Below are 19,749 nucleotides of genomic sequence, written 5' to 3'. Positions count from 1 at the left end.
CGCGGGCTTTCAGGTCCCGTTTGACATCACTGACTATCAACAAAAAAAGCCCCGATGCCAAGCAAAGGCATCGGGGCAAAACGTGTGCGTGGTGCGCACGCACACATAGTCAGACGATAGAGAACTATAGATGCACAGCGTTTAAGTCTTACAGGTAAGCCGGAATGCCCAGAGCCGGATCGCTGACACCGTGCTCGCCAAACTCCACGCGGCCAGCGAAACGACGGTAGTAGCTTGGGTCGCTGTTGCTGCGCACCACAAAGTCGTACCAGTGACCGCTGGATTTCAGAACCCAGGATTGCTTGGCTTGCTTGCCTGGTTCCACGGTGACTTCCCATGGGCCGTCCTCACGGTACGCCATGGACTGGATGGTGAAGGTGCAGGCCGACTGGCCGCCGTTCATCATTTCCAGATAAACATCACCTTTGGTCACTTCGTAACAAACGCGGATTTCTGGACGGGCGGTGTCGGGCTGGCTCAATACGCTGACATCACCACGGAAGTGGCGGTGGAAACCATTCGGGCCCAATACCCACAGGTCGTAGTGCCCCAGATTGTTCGCCTGCACGTCCCAGACATCGTCCAGAATCTGGTCGGGAGCGACCATGTAGCGGCGCGGGATACGGTCCAGGTTCAGCTTGTCGTAGACGTGGAAAACAGCGGCGGCTTTACCTGTGTTGGAGAACAGCAGTTGTACGCCTTTTTCGCTGTCACAACGGGCGCTGACGTGCAGTTCGTAGGGCAGGGCACGCGATGGACGCACACCGGTTTGCTGTACGGGAATACGCTGGTTGTCCACGGGCTGAGGTACTTGAGCCAGACGTTCCTGAGCGTTGCGAATGGCATCAGCCTCTTGACGGTTGCGACGGCCGTTCAAGGTAGGCAGTGGCTCGTCGTTCGGGCTGGCAAAGTTGAAGGCCGAAGTCAGGTCACCGCACACGGCACGGCGGTAGGGGCTGATATTGGGCTCCATCACACCGAAGCGCTCTTCCATGAAGCGGATGACGGATGTGTGATCAAACACTTGCGAGTTCACCCAACCGCCACGGCTCCAGGGGGAGATTACGTACATGGGCACGCGCACGCCGGGGCCGAATACTTTGCCATCGCGTGGAGGCTGGCCGGCCAGACCTTTGGGACTGGGGTAGTTGTAGTATTCAAACGCGATTTCTTCTTCGCTCAGCGAGGTCTTGCCAGCAGGTTTGCCAGTGACAGGATCAATCGATGGGGCTGAAGGGGAGGGAATGTGGTCAAAGAAGCCATCGTTCTCGTCAAAGTTGACCAGCAATACGGTCTTGCTCCAGACCTCGGGATTGGCCGTCAGCGCATCAAGCAGTTCTTGGGTGTACCAAGCGCCTTGCACGGGGCTTGAAGGGCCAGGATGCTCAGAGTAGTTGGCTGGGGCCACCACCCAGGAAATTTGTGGCAAGGTGCCGGACTCGACATCCTTGCGGATTTGTTCCAGAAATCCGCCGTCGGGCATGGTGTTGGCAATGCCTTTGAATAGAGGATTACCGACGTCGTCAGATGGTTCGTACGGGTCATTGGTGGGTTTGCCCGATTTTTCAGCGGCAAGTCGGTACTGGATAAAGCCAGCCAAGGGGTTATCGGTGAAGTTGTCAGGCAGGTTCTGGTACACCTTCCAACTGATACCGGCTTCTTCCAGGCGTTCGGGATAAGTTTTCCAGGTGTAGCCGCCAAAGATCGAGGGCCACAGGCTGTCCCACGCATTGTTGACGGTACACTCGCCTGTGCCGGTCGGACCGTTTGTGCCGGTCCATAGGAACATGCGGTTGGAGTTCGTGCCGGTGTGCATGGAGCAGTGGTAGGCATCGCAGATGGTGAAGGCGTTCGCCATCGCGAATTGGAAGGGCAATTCGGCTTCGCGGTAGTAGCCCATGGAGTGACGATTCTTGTGCTTGGGCCAGAAGTCCATGCGGCCGTGGTCCCAGGCAGCCTGGCCGTCCGACCAGGAGTGCGGTGTGCCGTTAACGCGCTGGGCATTGCCTTTGGTGGCGTCCAGATGATAGGGCATCACGGTTTCGGTCGAGCTGACATTTTGCTGCCAGACGTTGCGCCCATTGGGCATTGGGATTGTGAAACGGTCTCCAAATCCACGCACGCCTTTCAGGGTGCCGAAGTAGTGGTCAAAGGAGCGGTTCTCTTGCATCAGAACCACAATGTGTTCTACATCCTTGATGGTGCCCGTCTTGTTGTTGGCGGGGATGGCCAGCGCTTTGCGGATACTGGGAGGAAAGGCGGCCAGAGAACCGGCTGCCAGGCTGGCTCCCGTCATGTTGCGTAGGAATGTGCGGCGTGAAGTCATTGTGCTTAATCTCTTAATCAATCAAGGGGCGCATTTGAGTTGCGGCGCAGGTTCTGGGTTAGGTTTGCCCGGCTCAGCAGGTTCTTCGGTAGAGCCGGAGCTGTTCGAGTTGCCTGTGTCGTTACCGCCGCCGCAAGCAGCCAGCAGGCCGCAGAACATCAGCAGTACGGATGCGCGTTTTATGCGCTCAACAGTAAATGAGGTGCTCGTTAGATTCATGAGAATTCCTTGGTTGTGCTATCAGGGTTGGAGGCTGGACAAGGGTTTGCGCGATTCGTAAATACTGGTCAGCTCGTCCGTGCTCAGGTCACGATCCCAGATGGCCAGTTCGCCAAAGTCCATATTGATGTCGCTGCGACCCCAGCGTTTGTAGTACTGGCCGGTAACGTCTTCGTTCAGCCCCAGTTCGCTGGTGCCGGTTCCGCCCAATGCGGCGATTGTGCGGGCCTCCAAGGCTACAGACCCGAACTGCGCCCCTTTTTTGGTATCGAATACGTGCCCACGCATGATGCCTTTGGACTTGTCAATCACGACGGCTATGTAGGCCCATTGGTCGGGTGTGACGTTGTAACCCTGACTTTCATTGCGACCGCCCCCATAACCGGTGTTAAAGCGGACGTCACAACCATTGGCGTTGAACAGGCCCAGTGCAAAGCCGGGAGTGTTACCGGAGTCGTAGTTCTTGTTGGCCATGATGGGAGCGCCATAGCCGTGACAGTTGTCGGGGGTTCGGAACCAGAAACCGATGGTCAGTTTTTGCACACCACCTGTGCCCAGCAACTCGCGGCTCAAGGACAGGCGATAACCCCGGTTTCCATTGGCATCGGCTTTGCTACCGACCAGGCGCAAGCCCCCTTTAGGCTGGGAGGGATCCAGGAAGTCAGCAGCAATAAGTTCACCGCTCGGGACGCTAGGGCTGGATGTTTGCAGGCTGCTCCCGCCCTTAGCATCGGTAAAAGGTTGTGAGCTGAAGGTGTAGTAGCTGCGCAACCCATTTTTCAGCGTGTCGGCCAGCTTGGGAGGGGGTTGGTACCCGACTTCAGCCTTGATGGTGGATGCGGCCTTGCCTGAACTTATCGAATAGATCAGCGAGTAAGTCTGAGCATTTTCCGATACTGGCAATGGGTCGGAGTACTGGGTTGTGCCGGCAGGCAGGGTAGCGATCAGCTTGCCGTCGCGCATGACCTGGATTTCCTGCGAGGCGTCACCATCCAGTACCCATTTCAGGTCCACCATGTTCTTGTCGGCGGGTTTGCTGAAGGACACGTTGCGCACACGAGTTTCAGCTTGCAGTGGGGAGCCACGGAAGCGGTACTGTTCGCTTTGGATGCCCAGGTGGGACAGCACAGTGGGGGCAATGTCGATAACGGCCGCCAGGGTGTTCATGTCCGTCGTGCTGGTCACGGCGCTGTCAACGGCTGGCAAGGAGGCCAGTGTCTTGTTGGTGGCGATGAAGCTGGTCTTGTTGCGGTTGAATTGCGAGCCAGTGGTGCCGCCAAATTCGTCCAGACCATAGCTGGTGGTCAGAATGACCAACCAGTCTTCCGAAGCGTCTGCCTGCTTGCGTTTTTCGATCAGGGCAAACAGTTTGTCCACTGAGGCCAGCGAGGCTTGCACGGCTTGCTGGTAGGCCTGGCCACCCATGCCACCCTCGGAGGCAGCACGGGCGGGAGCCTGGATTTGGGCCAGGATCAGGGATTTGCCTTGCTGCAGGTATTTTTCGGTTTGCTCGCTGACACAGCTGTCGGAGTCGGTACAGTTGGCTGCTTCGAGGATGCGTCCGGCCTGCAGGTCTTCACCTAGCAGCTTGCGGTAGTCGGCGGCGCTCAGGGCCATGGCGGCCTGGGGCTGCTTGTCAGCCAGGGCTAGCAGGGTGGGGGCGCTCAGTGTGGGGGCGGCAGTGCCTACGCCACGCAGGCCGTGCTGGTCTGCCCAAACGCCGGTGATCAGGGAGGCCCAGCCAGGGACGGGCAGGGTGCGTTGTTCGCTGCTGGTGCCGACATAGCCGCCGGTTTGTGCGGGGGCGATGGTCAGTGATTTCAGGGCGGGGTGCTGGCCGGCCTGACGGGCTTGCAACAAGGCTTCGTAGCTCAAGCCGTCGATGGTGACGATCAGTGCTTTTTTGCCACCCAGGGCCTGGGGTTTGTCGCCGGGTTCAACGGTAGGGGGTTCCGGGTCCACGCCAGGACTGGTGGAGCCATCATTGCCGCCGGAGCCACCACTACAAGCACTTAGCAGCAAGGCCATGGACAGAGTAAGCCCGGCTTGCTGCATGCGCTGCAATGCCGGGGACTTGGGAAGACGGGGAGAGAAGGTCATACAGCCACTCGTGTAGAAAAGTGAAAAGAGAGGCCAGACTGGGCGTGGGGGTGGGCTGCTCAGTTGGCATCGGATCAGGACTGCGGGCAGTGTAGGAAGGGCGTATGACTGCCCTGTGAACGGATCAGCAAATCCGCCGATGATTGGATTGTGTTTTATGTGAAGGGATGGACGGGGGTGGGAGCAGTGGGGCTCAAGGGCTGGCTGGCTGCGGCTTGGCAGGCATATGGCGGCTTGATGGATGGTTTGTTACGGTGGCGTGGTTTGGCGGGGTTTTAGGCGTTTTTTATGCTTTAGGCTCAAAGTTGTTGTTGTTGTTGTTGTTGTTGTTGTTGTTGTTGTTGTTGTTGTTTGCTGAGCTTGAAGGTGGAGCAGGCTTGGGGGCGTTGGTTGCTGCAGAGTGGGGGGCCTGAGGCATTCTTCGTAGGGCGCTGCTCGGGGTGCCGGCACAGGGGCGCGGGGCGGACCACTTGCCGACGCTGCGCGTCGGTGCCCTTGGCAGAGTGACAATCGGGGCGCAGCCTGAACTCGCCCGGTGGTTTGTCCCCCGGACAAACCACAAGCGTCGGGCTCAAGCAGCAGGCTGCTCGCATCCCCGATCGTCACTCCGCCTGCGGCAAGTGGTCTGACTCGCCCCGCGCCCCTGTGCCGGCACCCCGAGCAGCTCTCAATGGCTTCGAGAGTGAGGTCGGGAATCGTTGTTTGGGTGGAGTGCTGGTTTGAGTTGTGATGGGGCAGGATCGTTGTTCGGGCTGACTTTAAAACCGTCCGGGGGGAGGGCGTCATGTCACCCCGTCAGTTCGAACCCAGAGTCGAGGCGAGTGGAGATGGTGAACGGAGGGGGGGGCCGTTGGGCCGCTAAAGATAGTGGTCAGCTAGCTAGAGCAGCCAACTCAAGCGGTTCTTGCTGGAAACATCGAGAGATTGAGGATGAACAATTTCTACAGCGCGCTTGGCGAATGTATGGGGAATGCCAGCATGGTGGGTTCGCTCAGTCCTGTCAGGGCTTGGATGACTTTTTGGGCTTGGTCCACGGGGGCGCTGCTGATGAAGGCGCTGTTGCCTGCTTGGGCTTGTGTGTTCAGGCAGTTGGCCTGCTCCAGGCGACGGTGCACTTGGGCGGCGACGGCAAAGGACGGTTCCAGAATATGGAAGCGCGAGCCGCTGATGGCTTCGATTGTGGGACGTAAAAAGGGGTAGTGTGTGCAGCCCAGGACCAGGGTATCGGCCTGGCTTTGCAGGGCGGGGGCCAATCGTTCTTTGAGTTCTGCTTCGATTTCCGGGCCTGACAGTTGCAGGGCCTCGACCCGGTCGGCCAGCCCTGGACAGGGAATGCGTATGACTTCCACGTCGCTGGCATAGCGGTCAATCAGGTTTTGCAGGCCGCCGCTGTCCAGGGTGCGGCTGGTGGCCATCAGGGCGACGCTACGGCTACGGCTCAGGGCGGCAGCCGGTTTTATGGCGGGTTCGATGGCGATGATGGGGATGGAAAGCCTGGAGCGCAGGGCGGGGGCGGCTACCAGTGTGGCGGTGTTGCAGGCGATGACCAGTGCCTTGCAGCCTTGGTCTACCAGCAATTGAGTCATTTGCAGGGTACGCTCCACAATCCATTTGGGGGATCGGTCTCCGTAGGGAGCGTATCGGGAATCGGCCAGGTAGAGCAAATGCTCGTTGGGCAGGGATTGGCGCAGGGCACGCCAGATGGACAATCCGCCCACGCCCGAATCAAACACGCCAATAGGGGCTTGTGCAAAAACGGCGGGGCGGGATGGACTCATGGCGCTGAACGATGCTTGTGGGGCAAAAATTCTATTATGGCGCTTTTGTCGTGTTTGGAGCAGTGGCTTCAGCCTGGTTTACAGCGGCTGTCTCCTTTAGGCCCTGTTCCAGGTCTTGGTTGGTGTGTGGGGCGGTCTTTCCATGACCGCCCTGTTGCTGCGTTCAAGCCAGGTTCTTCAGGACGCCTCCCACCGCATCGAAGAGCGAGTTGAGTTGCTCGGGGGTAGAGGTAAAGGTGGGGCCAAATTGCAGGGTGTCGCCACCAAAGCGTACGTAAAAGCCCTGTTTCCAAAGTTGCAGTCCCGCTTCAAAGGGGCGGATGGCGGGGTCGCCATTCCGTGGGGCGAGCTGGATGGCACCTGCCAGGCCGCAGTTGCGGATGTCGATGACATTCGGGCTGTCGCGCAACTGGTGCAGGGCTTGTTCAAAATGCGGAGCCAGTTCAGCGGAGCGTTGCAGCAGATTATCCTGTTCCAGCAACTCCAGGGCAGCCAGTCCAGCGGCGCAGGCGACGGGGTGGGCAGAGTAGGTATGACCGTGGCTGAATTCCACGGCGTGCAGTGGCAAGTCCTGGCCCATGAAGGTTTGGTAGATTTCCTTGCTGGCAACGACCGCGCCCATGGGGATGGCACCGTTGGTCAACTGCTTGGCCATGGTCATGATGTCGGGGGTGACGCCAAAGTATTCGGCCCCGGTATAGGTTCCCAGGCGGCCCAGGCCGGTGATGACCTCATCAAAGACCAGCAAAATGTTGTGCTGATCGCAAATCTGGCGCAGGCGTTGCAGGTAGCCGGTAGGTGGCACCAGTACGCCTGCCGATCCGGAGACGGGTTCGACAAAAACGGCGGCGATGGTACTGGCGTCGTGCAATTCGATCAGTTTCAGCAGTTCGTCGGCCAGGGCAAGGCCCCCTGTTTCGGGCTGGCCGCGCGTGAAGGCGCAGTCTGCTTGCAGTACGTGGGGCAGGTGGTCGGCATCCATCAGTTGCCCGAACATCTTGCGGTTACCGCCTATGCCTCCCAGGCTGGTGCCGGCCACGTTCACGCCGTGGTAGCCACGAGCACGGCCAATCAGACGGGTTTTGGTCGCCTGGCCTTTAATACGCCAGTACGCCCGCACCATCTTGACGACCGTGTCGGTACATTCAGAACCGGAGTTCGTGAAGAAAACATGATCCAGACCGTCAGGGGTGTGCTGGGTCAGCTTGTCGGCCAGCTGAAAAGCAGCGGGGTGTCCAAACTGAAAGGCGGGAGAGTAGTCCAGTTGCCCGAGTTGACGATGCACGGCGGCCTGGATTTCATGGCGAGCATGTCCGGCACCACAAGTCCAAAGCCCGGACAGGCTGTCAAAAATCTGGCGGCCATCCTGATCGTACAGCCAGTTGCCTTCGGCTTTGACGACAAGGCGCGGGTCCTGCTGGAAGTGTCGGTTCGCGGTAAAGGGCATCCAGTGGGATTGAAGATTGAGTTCACTGGCAATCTGCTGTGGCGCAAAGTAGGGTGAGTTCATGGTGGTCTCCTCAAGGCGGTGAATACCCCCAGTGTAGGCAGCTAAGTTGTTGAGTAAAATACGTTTTTATTCAACTTCACTTATTGTTTTACTCACCTATATGCAACTCAAAGGACTCTTGCAGGTTTCCGATTTTGATTTGCGTCTGCTGCGTGTGTTCAGAACGGTAGCGCAAGTGGGCAGCTTTTCGGCTGCGGAAGGCGTGCTGGGCATTACACGTTCGGCCATCAGCTTGCATATGAGCGATCTGGAAAAACGTTTGGGTGGAATCCGGCTGTGTCAGCGTGGCCGGGCGGGTTTTGCCTTGACGGAAGAAGGGCGACAGGTACTGCGGGCCAGTGAAACCTTGATGGCTGCGGTGGAGAATTTCCGCAGTGAGGTGAACCAGCTGCATTCCAGTTTGCGGGGGGACTTGAATATAGGCTTGATGAATAGCCTGATCTCGCAGCCTCATATGCACATCACCTCGGCCTTGCGTGCCTTGCGGCAAAACAGTGAGGCGGTGCGCGTCCATATCAGCATGAGTACGCCGGGTGAGATTGAGCGTGGTTTACTGGACGGTCGCTTGCATATGGGTGTGCTGCCTGAAACCAATGCCTTGAGCGGGCTGGAGTATCGCACGCTTTATGCCGAACCTTATTTTCTGTATTGCTCCTGGGAACATCCTTTGTTTGCCGCGGCGCAAGAAGGGACAGTGTCTCAGGAAGTCTTGCGCCGGGCTGCAGCCATTGCGCCTGCTTATCGCATGAGCCTGGAGGCGATCGGTCAACACCAGGATCTGAATTGTGTTGCCACGGCCAGTGACCGGGAAGGGATCGCCTTTTTGATTTTGACGGGGGAATACATCGGTTTCTTGCCCGAGCACGTGGCGGCTCGCTGGGTAGAGAAGGGCCAGATGATTGCGGTGGACCCGCAGCAGCGTCAGTTCACGATTCCCTTGTCCTTGGCCATGCGTAAGGACAGACGCGCACACGCGATTGTGGATTATTTTCTGGGCCTGTTAGATAGTGAGACTCAAAACTGAAACGGCCAGCATAAGCTGGCCGTGGGGTGGTGTCCCCAAGCGGTCAGACAGGCTTGGCACGATGCCACAGAAGGGTGCCTGTGCCCAGCTTGCCTGCGACGGTGATGGGCGTGCCTGTCGTCAGTTCGAGCTCATCCTGGGTAAGACGTGCCAACCGCGGTTGGGGAATACCGAGCCAATTGGGAGATAGGGACATATCTACAAAGTGGGTAACACACTGAGAGGTTTCATCGACCGCAAATGTTCCTGCGTAGGCCAAGTATTTGTCTAGTAGCGTTTGGCTGCTGTCTCGCTCCGTTCTGTCTTTGCTACCTAGTTGCGCTGTCACATAGCCTGTTTCTGTGTACGTCAATTGCCCAATGGGATTTGGCCCAAACCCCGGGTAATTGGGCGAGCCATCTTCCGGGACAAAATCAAAGGACACCAATTGCCAGACACCGATCAGCTTGCTACGTAAGGTATGGGCCATCAAAAACTCCTGAATAGACAGTGTTGTTGCGTTATGTAACTAAGCCATCATGCTGTCTTTTCGTTTGTTATTCAATGACTTGCCTATTCTTGTTTTCTATCGTCAGGCCCTACGCTTCATGACTTTTTAAGTGGCAATGGTCGGCATAAATTACCCAGTATTTCCAGTGCGTGATCGCTGTGTTCTGTCCACGGATGGCCAAAGTTAAGACGTAGGCAATGGCTGTAATTCTGGGTAGTTGAAAAGATGGAGCCTGGTGCCAGACTGATGCCTTGTGACAGGGCCTGGCGATGCAGTTCCAGGGTCTGCACACTTTTTTCCAGCTCTACCCACAGGAAGTAGCCGCCCTCGGGGCGGGTGGCCCGAGTCCGTGCGGGGAAGTAGCGTCCCAAGGCTTTGGAGAACTGCGCATACTGGCTTTTTAGTTGAGTGCGTAAACGGCGCAGGTGTTGCTCGTACGCACCTTTTTCCAGGTAGCTGGCCAGGGCCAGTTGAGTGGGCACGGGGGACGTCAGGGTAGTAGTCAGTTTGGCCTGGGCGACTTTACGTATATAGCGTCCCGGCACAGCCCAGCCGATGCGATAGCCGGGTGCCAGGGTTTTGGAAAAAGAGGAGCAGTGCATCACCAGTCCCTGACGGTCAAAGGCTTTGGCGGGACGGGGGCGCTCCGTGTCGAAGTACAGTTCGCCGTAAACATCGTCCTCGATCAAGGGGATTTCATAGCGGGCCAGCAGCTCGACCAATTGGGCTTTTTTGGCATCGGGCATCAGGCTGCCCAGCGGGTTCTGGAAGTTGGTCATCAGCCAGCAGGCTTTGGGGGCGTGATGCTTGATCGCGTGTTCCAGCGCTTCCAGATCAATGCCTTCACGCGGGTGGGTGGGCACTTCCAGGGCTTGCAGCTTCATGCGTTCCAGCGATTGCAGCGCGGCATAAAAGGTGGGCGATTCCACCAGCACGATGTCACCCGGTTGAGTTACCGCTGCAAGACATAGGTTCAGCGCTTCCAGAGCTCCGTTGGTAATCACAATATCGTTGGCATTGATGGCCATGCCTTGAGCCAGATAGCGCAAGGCAATCTGGCGACGCAGGGGAGCGTGGCCTTGGGTCAGATCGTCCACGCTGGCCCAGGGATCTTGCTGTTTCAGACTGGCAGACAAGAAGCGGCCCAAGCGTTCCAGAGGAAAGAGCACAGGGCTGGGGAAAGCGGAGCCTAAAGGCGCTACGGAGCGCTCTGAACTGGATTGCAGGATCGCCATGATCAGGTCGCTATTGTTAACGCTGGTCGCTTGCAGCGGTGGCTGGGAGGCCGTGTCCGCCTCCAAGGTATGAGGCGCCAGGCTGGAGCAGACGTAGTAGCCCGAACGAGGACGCGCCTTGATCAAGCCTTGTGCTTCCAGTCGGTAATACGCCTGGAAAATCGTCGAGGCACTGATCTTGTGCTTATCCATCAATTGACGCACAGAGGGCATGCGCTCGCCTGCGGCAACTGTGCCGTCAAGAATGGCCTGGGCCAGTTCCTTGGCCAGCGTCTCGTACAGTTTCATGTCCTTCTGTGCTCCATCTGATACGGTAATTTCAATAAATGTAGTTTTTTTATTATCTGATGGGTATGTCTTCAAGCACAAGCAAACGGCAATTTGCGGGGCTTTCAGGACAACTGATAGGGTTTTTTAAGCTTTAACTGATTCTTGGAATGCTCTGTGCCGACAGGTAGCCTTGCCGGGTGTTTTCGTCCGTGCCCGTGTGGGCTGCGGGCCTATCTAATCAGAGGAATACCATGAACCCGACGGCGCTTTTGCTTGCCGCATTCATCCTGTCGATTGCCGGGCTTTTTGCCTTTATCTGGTCCTTGCGCAAGGGCCTGTTCGATGCTGACGTCAGTGGTGCGCGCACTATTTTTCACAAGGGCGAAATCGGCCAGCCCGAAGAGCCCTCGGCCGATGCTGCCCAACGGCAGGCGCTAAGCCTGGCGGCGGCCGACCATATTGCAGAGAACCATGGTCAGCAAACCAGCGCGCTTGAAATGGCGGCGCGTGAACAGGCCGACCGTTCCAGTTCCATGCCTGCGTTTTTACTGATTGTCTGTGCGGTAGTCTGGCTGGTGGTGGCCTCGTTTGCGGGTCTGATCAGTTCCTTGAAACTGCACTGGCCCGAGTTCCTGGGTGACGTTTCCTGGTTGAGCTTTGGCCGTCTGCGCACGATTCACCTGAACGGCGTGGCATATGGCTGGGCACCCATGGGCTTGTTGGGGCTAACGATCTGGATGTTGCCGCGCTTGCTGCAAACCCCTTTGCTGGGTGGCCGTTTGGTGATTGTGGGCGGTCTGGTCTGGAATGCTGCGCTGGTAGCGGGGATTGGTGCTTTGGCCATCGGCTTGAACGCGGGCCTGGAGTGGTTGGAAATCCCCTGGCAAATCGGTGTGCTGTTCGCCTTTGGCGGCATGATGATCGGCATGCCGCTGGCCTTGATGCTCTCGCAACGCAAGGTCAAGCACTTGTACGTGTCGGTGTGGTACATCGGCGCGGCGCTGTTCTGGTTCCCCATTCTGTATCTGGTCGCCAAGGTTCCTGGCGTGCATTTCGGGGTGGAGCAAGCCACCATGAATTGGTGGTTCGGGCATAACGTGCTGGGCTTGTTCTATACCCCCATGTCGATTGCCGCTATTTACTACTTCCTGCCCAAAGTCATTGGACGCCCTGTGCGCTCCTACAACTTGTCGCTGCTGGGTTTCTGGACGCTGGCCTTTTTCTACGGGCAGGTGGGTGCGCACCATTTGATTGGTGGTCCTATTCCTGAATGGCTGATTACCTTGTCCATCGTGCAAAGCGTGATGATGGTGATTCCGGTGCTGGCCTTCTCGGCTAACCAGCATTTGACGTTGAAGGGGCATTTCAGTGCGCTGCGTCACTCGCCCGTTCTGCGTTTTATTGTCTTTGGCGCCATGATGTACACCGTCGCGTCCTTGCAAGGTTCTGCTGAGGCCTTGCGTTCGCTGAACTCCATTACACACTTCACGCACTTCACGGTGGCTCATGCTCATCTGGGTATGTACGGCTTTGTGACCATGGTGATTTTCGGCGGAGTGTACTTTGCCTTGCCTCGCATTCTGAACACGGCCTGGCCCCGTCCTGCCTTGATCTCCTGGCACTTCTGGCTGGTGGTGGCTGGCTTTGCCGTGTACATGATCACGCTCAGCATTGGTGGCGTGCTGCAAGGTTTGGCCTTGCTGGATCCTGCCCGTGGTTTTATGGAGTCGGTGGCAGTCACCATGCCCTGGTTGCAAGGCCGTTCTATTGGCGGCGCCATGATGACGCTGGGCCATCTGGTCTTCGCCCTGCACGTACTGCTGATGATTGTGAAGTCGGGTGCGTTTGCCTTGACCGAGTCCCGCTCGGCTGCAGTGCGCCGTACCGCTGAGCTGGAGGTTTAAGGTCATGGAAAACGAACTGAAGTTGATCATCGGGTCCATGGTGACCTTGTCTCTGGCAACGGCGGCCATGATTGTGGTGCCGTTTCTGCAGCTGAAAGACGAGCCTGCCCCGGAAGGTTTGTTGCCTTATACCAGTCAGGAAATACGCGGTCGGGCGGTGTATCGGGGCAATGGCTGCATTACTTGTCACACGCAGCAGCCCAGTACAACGGGCGCGGGTGTGGCGGATGCCAGCCGTGGTTGGGGGCGCGCTTCGGTGGCAGGGGATTATCACTACGACGATCCGCCTTTGCTGGGCACCATGCGTACCGGGCCGGATCTGTTCAATATTGGTGTGCGTCAGCCTAGTCAGGATTGGCATTTGGGGCACTTGTACGACCCGCGCGCTTACTCGCCGGGCAGCAATATGCCTCCCTATCGTTTCTTGTTCGAGGCCAAAGACCCGGATCAGGTACAGCCCGATGAGCGTGTGGTGAGCCTGCCGCCAGGTGTGGCACCGGAAGGCAAGGTGGTGGTGGCTCGTCCGGAGGCTTTGGATCTGGTGGTGTATTTGCAGTCGCTCAAGCATGTGTATCCGATCTTGAGTGCGGATGCCGTGGGAGGTGAGGAATGAGTCGCCCTGTGCAAAGTCGTCAAAGCGAGAATGCAGATCCTCACGAGCAGTACAACCCGGTTCCGCGCGTAGTGATTCTGGTGATTTTGGCCTTGCTGGCCTGGGCGGTGTATTACATCGTCTCGGCTCAGCCCAACAGCTCTCCGCGTTTGGGGGATCAGCGTCCTTTGGCGGTTCTGGCTCCTGCGCCTGGCAGTGCATCTGCGGATGGTAAGCAGTTGTATGCCAATGCCTGTGTGGCGTGTCATCAGGCGACGGGGCAAGGTTTGCCAGGGGTGTTCCCGCCTTTGGCGGACTCAGAGTGGGTGAAGGGTGACCCCAAGGTACTGGCGCAATTGGTGCTGCAAGGGGTTACGGGAGCTATCACGGTGAAAGGTCAGGAATATCAGGGGGCGATGCCTGCATTTGCAGAGCAGTTCAGTGATGCGGAGCTGGCGGCTGTGTTGAGCTTTATTCGCCATGAGTGGGGGAATGAGGAGGATGCCATTACCCCCGAGTTTGTTGCCCAGGAGCGGGCTGCCAGTGGGGATCGTAGTCAGCCTTGGCAAGGGGAGAAGGAACTGTTGGAGTGGATTGCGGCGCATTGAGGTGGCTGCGATGAGTTCTTCTGGAATTAATAATTAGAAGCACGTTTTGAAACGGTAGCACGCCGGGAACAGGCCCCCGGCTTTTGAACCGATATCTCGCCCGACCCCAGGGTTGGAGATGTCGGTTTTTTTTTGTTTGGTGTCTCTGTGGGGACGCCGCTTGGGGGCCGGGTCCAGGGGGGCGGGCTTGACTACTTGCCGATGCTGCGCATCGGTACCCTTGTCGATTCTGATATCCGGGCGCCCTGTGAACTCGCCCGGTGATTGGTCCCCCGGACCAATCACAAGCGTCGGGCTCAAACAGCACAGGGCTTGCATCCCGGATATCAGAACCGCCTGCGGCAAGCAGTCTGAATCGCCCCCCCCCTGGACCCGGCCCCCAAGCGGCTCACAACGGAGAAATATAGAAAAACCGATTTTGGACGGGGGAAAGTGCTGGTTGTAGAGGGGACGGGGGCTGTCTAGTGTTTTTTGGTTTGGCGCTTGGTGGGGCTAGGGTTTGTGGTTGGCCGAGTTGTTGTGATGAGTTGAAGGGCTACTGCGACTGGGCGGAGTGCGGCCAGTTGAAAAAGCCCACAAGTATTCATCGATAATGATCAGCATGCTTGCGGTATTCACACACTGATGACAGGCATTTATCTGTAGCGAGAACTTGTAAACCAGGGGCTTTTAGAGGGGGCTTTGAGGGTTGCTGCTTAAAAATGGAGATCCAGGCATTGGATCTGTGTAGGCAGCACTTGGATCTTGGAAGCAAACCGGCTTGAGTCGTGGAGTTGCATCACTGTGAACCACTTGGGGCCCTCTGCAGGGATTGGGCGGATCAGAGTACTTGCCGCGGTCAGGAGATAGCGTAGGGATGCAAGCGCCCTGTTGTTTGACCGGGGCGCTTGTGGTTCGTCCGGGGGACGAACCACCCCGGGAGTTCAGGGTGCGCCCGTAGCTATCTCCTGACAAGGGTACCGATGCGCAGCACCGGCAAGTGCTCAGCCCAATCCCTGCAGAGGGCCCCAAGTGGTGGCTTCACGGAGACCGATCTCATCATTCAAAGACCGATTTAACTCTCCGTGAAACCCCACTTATAAAAAGCAGACTTACGCCGCCTTCTTCCGTAATGTCAGCCACAGACCCGCCAAGATAGCCACCAGTCCCAGCCCTGCGCGAGCCGCCAAGGTATTCCCTAGAATCAGGAAATCCAGCCCGGCTGTCACCACAGGAACCAGATAAAACAGGCTAGTAACGTTGACCAGATTCCCGCTGCGAATCATGCGATACAGCAGTAACTGGGCCAGTACGGAAATCACCAGACCAAGCCAGACCACCGGTCCCCAAAAGCCCAATGTGTTCTCCCAGCGGATTTCTTGTCCCAAACCCAGGGACGCAAGAATAAACAAGCCCAGAGACAAGGAATACTGCAAAGGCATTCCTTGCAAAGCCCCCACGGGCTGACGCTTTTGAACAATGGTCCCCACAGTGATGCTTAACAAAGCAGCAATTGCAAATACCAGACCCATCACGGACAAACGGCTGACAATCAGGCTTTGATACACCACCAGAATCAGTCCTGTCAGCGATAGTGCCAAACCGGCCACACGGCTCAAAGAAAAACGCCGCTCGGTCAAAGCCAAGGTCAGAATTGGCTGCACACCCAGGATCGTCGCCAGCAGACCCGGTGTGATCCCTTGAGCCAGGGTTTCAAAATAGAAAAACGAATACAGCCCGATCATCAGCAAACCGCTGATAGCTGGCAGCAGACGTTGCCCTTTGGGCGGCAGCCAGCCGCCATTGAAGTGCCCCAGCATGATCACCATAGGTAGGGCGATGGCAAAACGCAGGATCAGCATGGCCATAACCGAGCCATGATCCAAACCGATACGCGTGAAAATACCCGCGCTGCCCCAAAGCAGTACGAACAAGGCAATAGCACCCGCTTGGGCGCGAGAAGAAGAAATCATGATGTTCTTTATCTGTCTAAATAAATTAGGTTTGTCTGCAAAGACATTCCAGGCGCATCAATGGCGCAGGAAAAGAAAAAGAGGTCTTAGGAGCAGACGCTGTAGACGCGAGTGTCGACGACGACGTCGGACACGACAGCGGCTTGATTGACGACGCCTGGGGCGACGACAGTCAACAGCAAGACAGATGGAGGGGAGCCCGCCCGCAGCGACGCGGCCCGCGACAGGGGCAGAGCGCTTGGCAAAGAGGATGCGGGGCGGTTCATGAAATAAGAATCAGATCGTTAAATCGATGAAATACTGTAGCACAAAATATATTTAGGACGCCAATAGTCAGCCGCTAGGGTAATCGCTAGTACAGACGATAGAGCAGGCTATGTAAGAATTGCACCGATCGCGATTTCAGATCGCTGCGACATTTCCGAATAGACACGACATCCGCTGCCAATGCTGCCAGCGCCGATGCCGGGCAAAAAGGCCCAGACCGGTTCAATGCTTGAACCGGTCTGGGCCTTTTTGTTTGCCTGAAATAAATCCGACCTCGTAGTTAGGTTGCGAACTATCTGGAATCCTGCTTCGCGGCACGATGCCATCGCGATACACAGAGCTCACGCAGCGTCAGCAATATCTGACGCCAGCCAGGCCGGAATCGTCACCTTGTTTTGGAGGCTTATGCCATGTTGGGTGTTGCGCTTTTCTTTATTGGGGCTGTGCTGATTGTGAATGGCGTGGGTTTGACTGGACGTATTGAAAGTCGGGACCTGGCCCCCTTTAACTTGCTGGTGGGGCTGTTGGCCCTGTTCATCAATTTGCTGGGCTTGCAGCGCGGCGAGCAAATGGCGGATTACTTTGCCGTTGCTGGCGGGCTGCTGTTTGCCTTCACCTATCTGTATCTGGCTGTGGTGCAGTGGTATGGGCTGAAAGGAGTGGGCTTTGGCTGGTATTGCCTGTTTGTTGCCATCAGCGCACTGGCCTTTGCCGGTTCTGTCAGCGATCCGCGTTTGATCGCCATGTGGCTCTTGTGGTCCAGCCTGTGGTTTCTGTTTTTCCTGGCCTTGGGACTGGGACGATCCTTGCGTATCTTGCCTGCGTATACCGTCCTGATCGGGGCCTTGACCTGCTGGTTGCCCGGCACCCTGATCATGATGGATGCCTGGTAGTTTTCATAGGAGTGCAAGCGTGGTGGGGAGCCAGAGTAATGCAGTTTTTTGGAGTAACCTGATGCTCGCTCGTAGTGTTTACCGGCAGGTCCGTCGACCTGCGCCCCTACCATGCTAGACAGGAGATGGACTTTGGCTCACAACGAACCCGTACGCGTCGGCGTTCTTTATTCCGCAACCGGCATGACCTCTACCATTGGTCAGTCGCAATGGCAGGGCACCAAACTGGCGATTGAGGAAATCAACGAGGCCGGTGGCCTGCTGGGGCGTGAACTGGTGGCGGTGTGCTACGACCCGGCGTCCAGGCCCGCTTGCTACGCTGAACAGGCCGAGCGGCTGATTGTGCAGGACCGCGTCAATGTGATCTTTGGCTGTTATATGTCCAGCAGCCGCAAGGCCGTGATCCCGATTGTGGAGAAGTGGAACAAGCTCTTGTTCTATCCCACCCTGTACGAAGGTTTCGAGTTTTCGGGCAATGTGATCTATACCGGCGCGGCGCCCAATCAGAACAGTGTGCAGCTGGCGCATTTCATGACCAGCAATTTTGGCGCGCGGGTCTACATGATTGGCTCGGACTATATCTACCCCTACGAGTCCAATCGCATCATGCGCGAGCTGGTCATGCAGCATCCCGATAGCAACGTGCTGGGCGAACACTATCTGCCATTGGATGCCAGCGAGAGCGATTACAGCCTGATCATGGAAGACATACGCCAGAAGCAGCCGGACTTTATTTTCTCCACCGTGGTGGGGGACTCCACTGCCAATCTGTATCGCGCTTATGCCAATGCGGGCTTTAATCCGCAAACCATGCCCATTGCCAGTTTGACGACCTCCGAAGCCGAGATTGCCCAGATGGGCGCGGAAATTGCCTGTGGACACTTCACCGCTGCACCGTATTTTCAGTCCATCGAGTCGGAAGTCAATGCGCGTTGTCTGGCCAGTTTGCGCAAGCGCTTTGGGGCCGACTGCCACCCTAATCTGTGCTGGGAAGCTGCCTATTCACAGATGCATTTGTTCGCCAATGCGTATCGACAATCCGCCAGTGATGCGATCGGAGATCTGCTGCCCTACCTGCTGGGCAGTGAACTGGATGCGCCTCAGGGGCGGATCAAGATCGATCCCAATAATCACCATACTTGGCTTTATCCACGGATTGGCCGCATCAATGCCGACGGCGAATTTGCGATTGTGCGCCAGGCAACGCGCCCGGTCTCGCCCGACCCGTATCTGGTTACCCATTCCTTGGGCGACTGGACTGCCAAGCTGGATACTTTGGAGACATAAAGCGTGGCCAACTCCTCTTCCTACGGTGATGAGCCGGCAAACAAGCCTTTGCGAGTGCGGAATCGTTTTCCGCATGCCACCTCGCCGCAGCTCAAGGAACTGCGGCAATTGACGATGGTGGTCATGCATCCGGACGATAGCGATGGCCGCTTGCTGACCCAGCAACTGCAGCGTATCGGGTGTTCGGTCCAGACGATCTGGCCACCCACGCAAAACCTGCCTTCAGGAACGGATCTGGTCTTTCTGGCCGTGCAGCCTGATCTTTTGCACCTGCGCCTGGATTGGGTCTGCGAGGAGGAAGCACCCACGATTATTGCCGTGGTCAATTATGAAAACCCCACGATCGTGTCGGCCGTACTGGATTTGAATATTCAGGCGATCCTGCCTTCGCCCATACGCTCTTTTGGCTTGTTGTCCACCGTGGTGCTGGCGCGTAAATACCATAAAGAACTGCGCCAGCAACGTCGGCTGATCAGCAAGCTGCAAACCAAACTGATGGGGCAGCGGCATGTGGCGCAAGCAAAGACGATCTTGATGCGTACCCATCAGGTGTCCGAGGACCAGGCCTACGATTTGATTCGTGAGCAGGCCATGAACAAGCGCAGCACGATTGAGGATATTTCGATTGCCATTGTGAATGCCAGTGAAGTGCTGTCCCTGGGGCAAAAAGGTTCGTCCTTGCTGGGAAACTAGCCAGGCGTTTTGGCCTGGCTGAGCTGCGGTGGCTGGCTAGAGCAGGCGCGTGATTGAAGTGGTAGGCATAGGCTTGCTTGGTAAAGAGAAAAAGGCAGAAACACTACCCGTTTTCATTCCTCCTACAATAGCGATTTTCTAGAGTACGCCGTTGCCCCAGCGTAGAGATAATGAGCCATCAGGAATATGAACAGCCCCGGTCTGCCCTTGCGGTGACATCAGAGCAGCGCGCTGCCTGGGTGCAACTGCAAAAAGACCGTGATCAGCTTCACGAGCAATTAGAGACTCTGAACCGTGGCCACCTGGATTTGAGGAAATTCTTGCTCAAGGCCAAGCGCAATAATTGGATTGCCTGCACTTTAGTGGTGATTTTTACCGCGCTTGGCTGGTTGCTGGATGCATCGGTCTGGCTGCGTTGGTATGTATTGCCGATTACGTTTTTCTGCTGCGCCTTGTTGTGGTTTGGCGGAAAGCTGCTGGATCGGCTAATGCAAAGCAAGATTGCGAATCTATCCGAGTTTTTGCAACAGACGGATGCACAAATAGAAAAGGGGCGGCCTATCTTCGAGACAGACCACCCCCAATTCGATCAAGCTTGAAG

General features: G+C 57.0%; 17 protein-coding genes. 9 read left to right on the top strand and 8 right to left on the bottom strand.

Annotated elements, in window-relative coordinates; genetic code table 11:
- Window positions 1–148: 148 nt before the first annotated feature.
- Genes NBV64_RS14270 through NBV64_RS14260 form a run of 3 tightly spaced genes read right to left on the bottom strand, consistent with a single transcriptional unit; the run spans window position 149 to window position 4,645 of the window.
- The gene (locus tag NBV64_RS14270) at window positions 149–2,326 is read right to left on the bottom strand and encodes a phosphocholine-specific phospholipase C (RefSeq protein WP_250756001.1); all 2,178 of its coding nucleotides are present in this window, start codon (window positions 2,324–2,326) and stop codon (window positions 149–151) included.
- Window positions 2,327–2,347: 21 nt separating this feature from the next.
- Window positions 2,348–2,545, bottom strand: coding sequence for a hypothetical protein (locus tag NBV64_RS14265; RefSeq protein WP_250756000.1), 198 nt, complete (start codon window positions 2,543–2,545; stop codon window positions 2,348–2,350).
- A gap of 21 nt (window positions 2,546–2,566) precedes the next feature.
- Entirely contained in the window at window positions 2,567–4,645 is a 2,079-nt protein-coding gene (locus tag NBV64_RS14260) for a LamG-like jellyroll fold domain-containing protein (protein WP_022983355.1), read from the bottom strand.
- 215 nt (window positions 4,646–4,860) lie between these two features.
- Between NBV64_RS14260 and NBV64_RS14255 the strand changes: the two genes are divergently transcribed.
- Window positions 4,861–5,058 carry a hypothetical protein gene (locus NBV64_RS14255; RefSeq protein WP_250755999.1) on the top strand — a complete coding sequence of 66 codons (198 nt, stop codon included), beginning with the start codon at window positions 4,861–4,863 and terminating at the stop codon, window positions 5,056–5,058.
- A 528-nt stretch (window positions 5,059–5,586) separates the two neighbouring features.
- Here the strand turns inward: NBV64_RS14255 and murI are convergent.
- Together murI and aptA are read right to left on the bottom strand one after the other, a co-directional pair.
- Window positions 5,587–6,423 (bottom strand): glutamate racemase, encoded by an 837-nt coding sequence (gene murI / locus NBV64_RS14250; protein WP_009459365.1) that lies wholly within the window; start codon window positions 6,421–6,423, stop codon window positions 5,587–5,589.
- 163 nt (window positions 6,424–6,586) lie between these two features.
- On the bottom strand, window positions 6,587–7,933 hold the full coding sequence (aptA, locus tag NBV64_RS14245) for an omega-aminotransferase AptA (protein ID WP_009459363.1): 1,347 nt from the start codon (window positions 7,931–7,933) through the stop codon (window positions 6,587–6,589).
- Between the two features lie 100 nt (window positions 7,934–8,033).
- Between aptA and NBV64_RS14240 the strand changes: the two genes are divergently transcribed.
- Window positions 8,034–8,957: a LysR family transcriptional regulator gene (locus tag NBV64_RS14240; RefSeq protein WP_021446942.1), complete on the top strand. Its 924-nt coding sequence runs from the start codon at window positions 8,034–8,036 to the stop codon at window positions 8,955–8,957.
- A gap of 43 nt (window positions 8,958–9,000) precedes the next feature.
- On the opposite strand, the gene NBV64_RS14235 is transcribed toward NBV64_RS14240, so the two are convergent.
- Together NBV64_RS14235 and NBV64_RS14230 are read right to left on the bottom strand one after the other, a co-directional pair.
- Window positions 9,001–9,426 (bottom strand): lipocalin-like domain-containing protein, encoded by a 426-nt coding sequence (locus NBV64_RS14235; RefSeq protein ID WP_250755998.1) that lies wholly within the window; start codon window positions 9,424–9,426, stop codon window positions 9,001–9,003.
- Between the two features lie 116 nt (window positions 9,427–9,542).
- On the bottom strand, window positions 9,543–10,970 hold the full coding sequence (locus NBV64_RS14230; RefSeq protein WP_250755997.1) for an aminotransferase-like domain-containing protein: 1,428 nt from the start codon (window positions 10,968–10,970) through the stop codon (window positions 9,543–9,545).
- Between the two features lie 233 nt (window positions 10,971–11,203).
- On the opposite strand from NBV64_RS14230, the gene NBV64_RS14225 reads away from it, so the two are divergent.
- The 3 genes from NBV64_RS14225 to NBV64_RS14215 are packed head-to-tail and all read left to right on the top strand — an operon-like array spanning window position 11,204 to window position 14,056.
- Window positions 11,204–12,856 carry a cbb3-type cytochrome c oxidase subunit I gene (locus NBV64_RS14225; RefSeq protein WP_009459359.1) on the top strand — a complete coding sequence of 551 codons (1,653 nt, stop codon included), beginning with the start codon at window positions 11,204–11,206 and terminating at the stop codon, window positions 12,854–12,856.
- Between the two features lie 4 nt (window positions 12,857–12,860).
- A complete protein-coding gene (locus NBV64_RS14220; RefSeq protein ID WP_009459358.1) occupies window positions 12,861–13,469 on the top strand; it encodes a cbb3-type cytochrome c oxidase subunit II in 609 nt (202 codons plus the stop codon).
- The gene (locus NBV64_RS14215; protein WP_250755996.1) at window positions 13,466–14,056 is read left to right on the top strand and encodes a c-type cytochrome; all 591 of its coding nucleotides are present in this window, start codon (window positions 13,466–13,468) and stop codon (window positions 14,054–14,056) included. Before NBV64_RS14220 ends, NBV64_RS14215 begins: the two co-directional genes overlap by 4 nt.
- A gap of 1,091 nt (window positions 14,057–15,147) precedes the next feature.
- On the opposite strand, the gene NBV64_RS14210 is transcribed toward NBV64_RS14215, so the two are convergent.
- The gene (locus tag NBV64_RS14210; RefSeq protein WP_009459353.1) at window positions 15,148–16,008 is read right to left on the bottom strand and encodes a DMT family transporter; all 861 of its coding nucleotides are present in this window, start codon (window positions 16,006–16,008) and stop codon (window positions 15,148–15,150) included.
- Window positions 16,009–16,685: 677 nt separating this feature from the next.
- Here NBV64_RS14210 and NBV64_RS14205 point away from each other — a divergent pair.
- From NBV64_RS14205 to NBV64_RS14190, 4 genes are all read left to right on the top strand, one after another.
- Complete coding sequence (locus tag NBV64_RS14205; RefSeq protein ID WP_250755995.1) at window positions 16,686–17,168, top strand: AmiS/UreI family transporter; 483 nt, start codon at window positions 16,686–16,688, stop codon at window positions 17,166–17,168.
- Between the two features lie 132 nt (window positions 17,169–17,300).
- A complete protein-coding gene (locus tag NBV64_RS14200; protein ID WP_009459349.1) occupies window positions 17,301–18,455 on the top strand; it encodes a transporter substrate-binding domain-containing protein in 1,155 nt (384 codons plus the stop codon).
- A 3-nt stretch (window positions 18,456–18,458) separates the two neighbouring features.
- Complete coding sequence (locus NBV64_RS14195; protein ID WP_026484656.1) at window positions 18,459–19,148, top strand: ANTAR domain-containing response regulator; 690 nt, start codon at window positions 18,459–18,461, stop codon at window positions 19,146–19,148.
- Between the two features lie 170 nt (window positions 19,149–19,318).
- The gene (locus NBV64_RS14190; protein ID WP_250755994.1) at window positions 19,319–19,747 is read left to right on the top strand and encodes a hypothetical protein; all 429 of its coding nucleotides are present in this window, start codon (window positions 19,319–19,321) and stop codon (window positions 19,745–19,747) included.
- Window positions 19,748–19,749: the final 2 nt, after the last annotated feature.

Origin of the sequence: Alcaligenes sp. DN25 (assembly GCF_023674485.1) — a bacterium.
GTDB classification, from domain to species: domain Bacteria; phylum Pseudomonadota; class Gammaproteobacteria; order Burkholderiales; family Burkholderiaceae_B; genus Alcaligenes; species Alcaligenes phenolicus.
The sequence above is the reverse complement of the archived record's forward strand: the minus strand, read 5'-3'. Positions and strand labels throughout refer to the sequence as shown.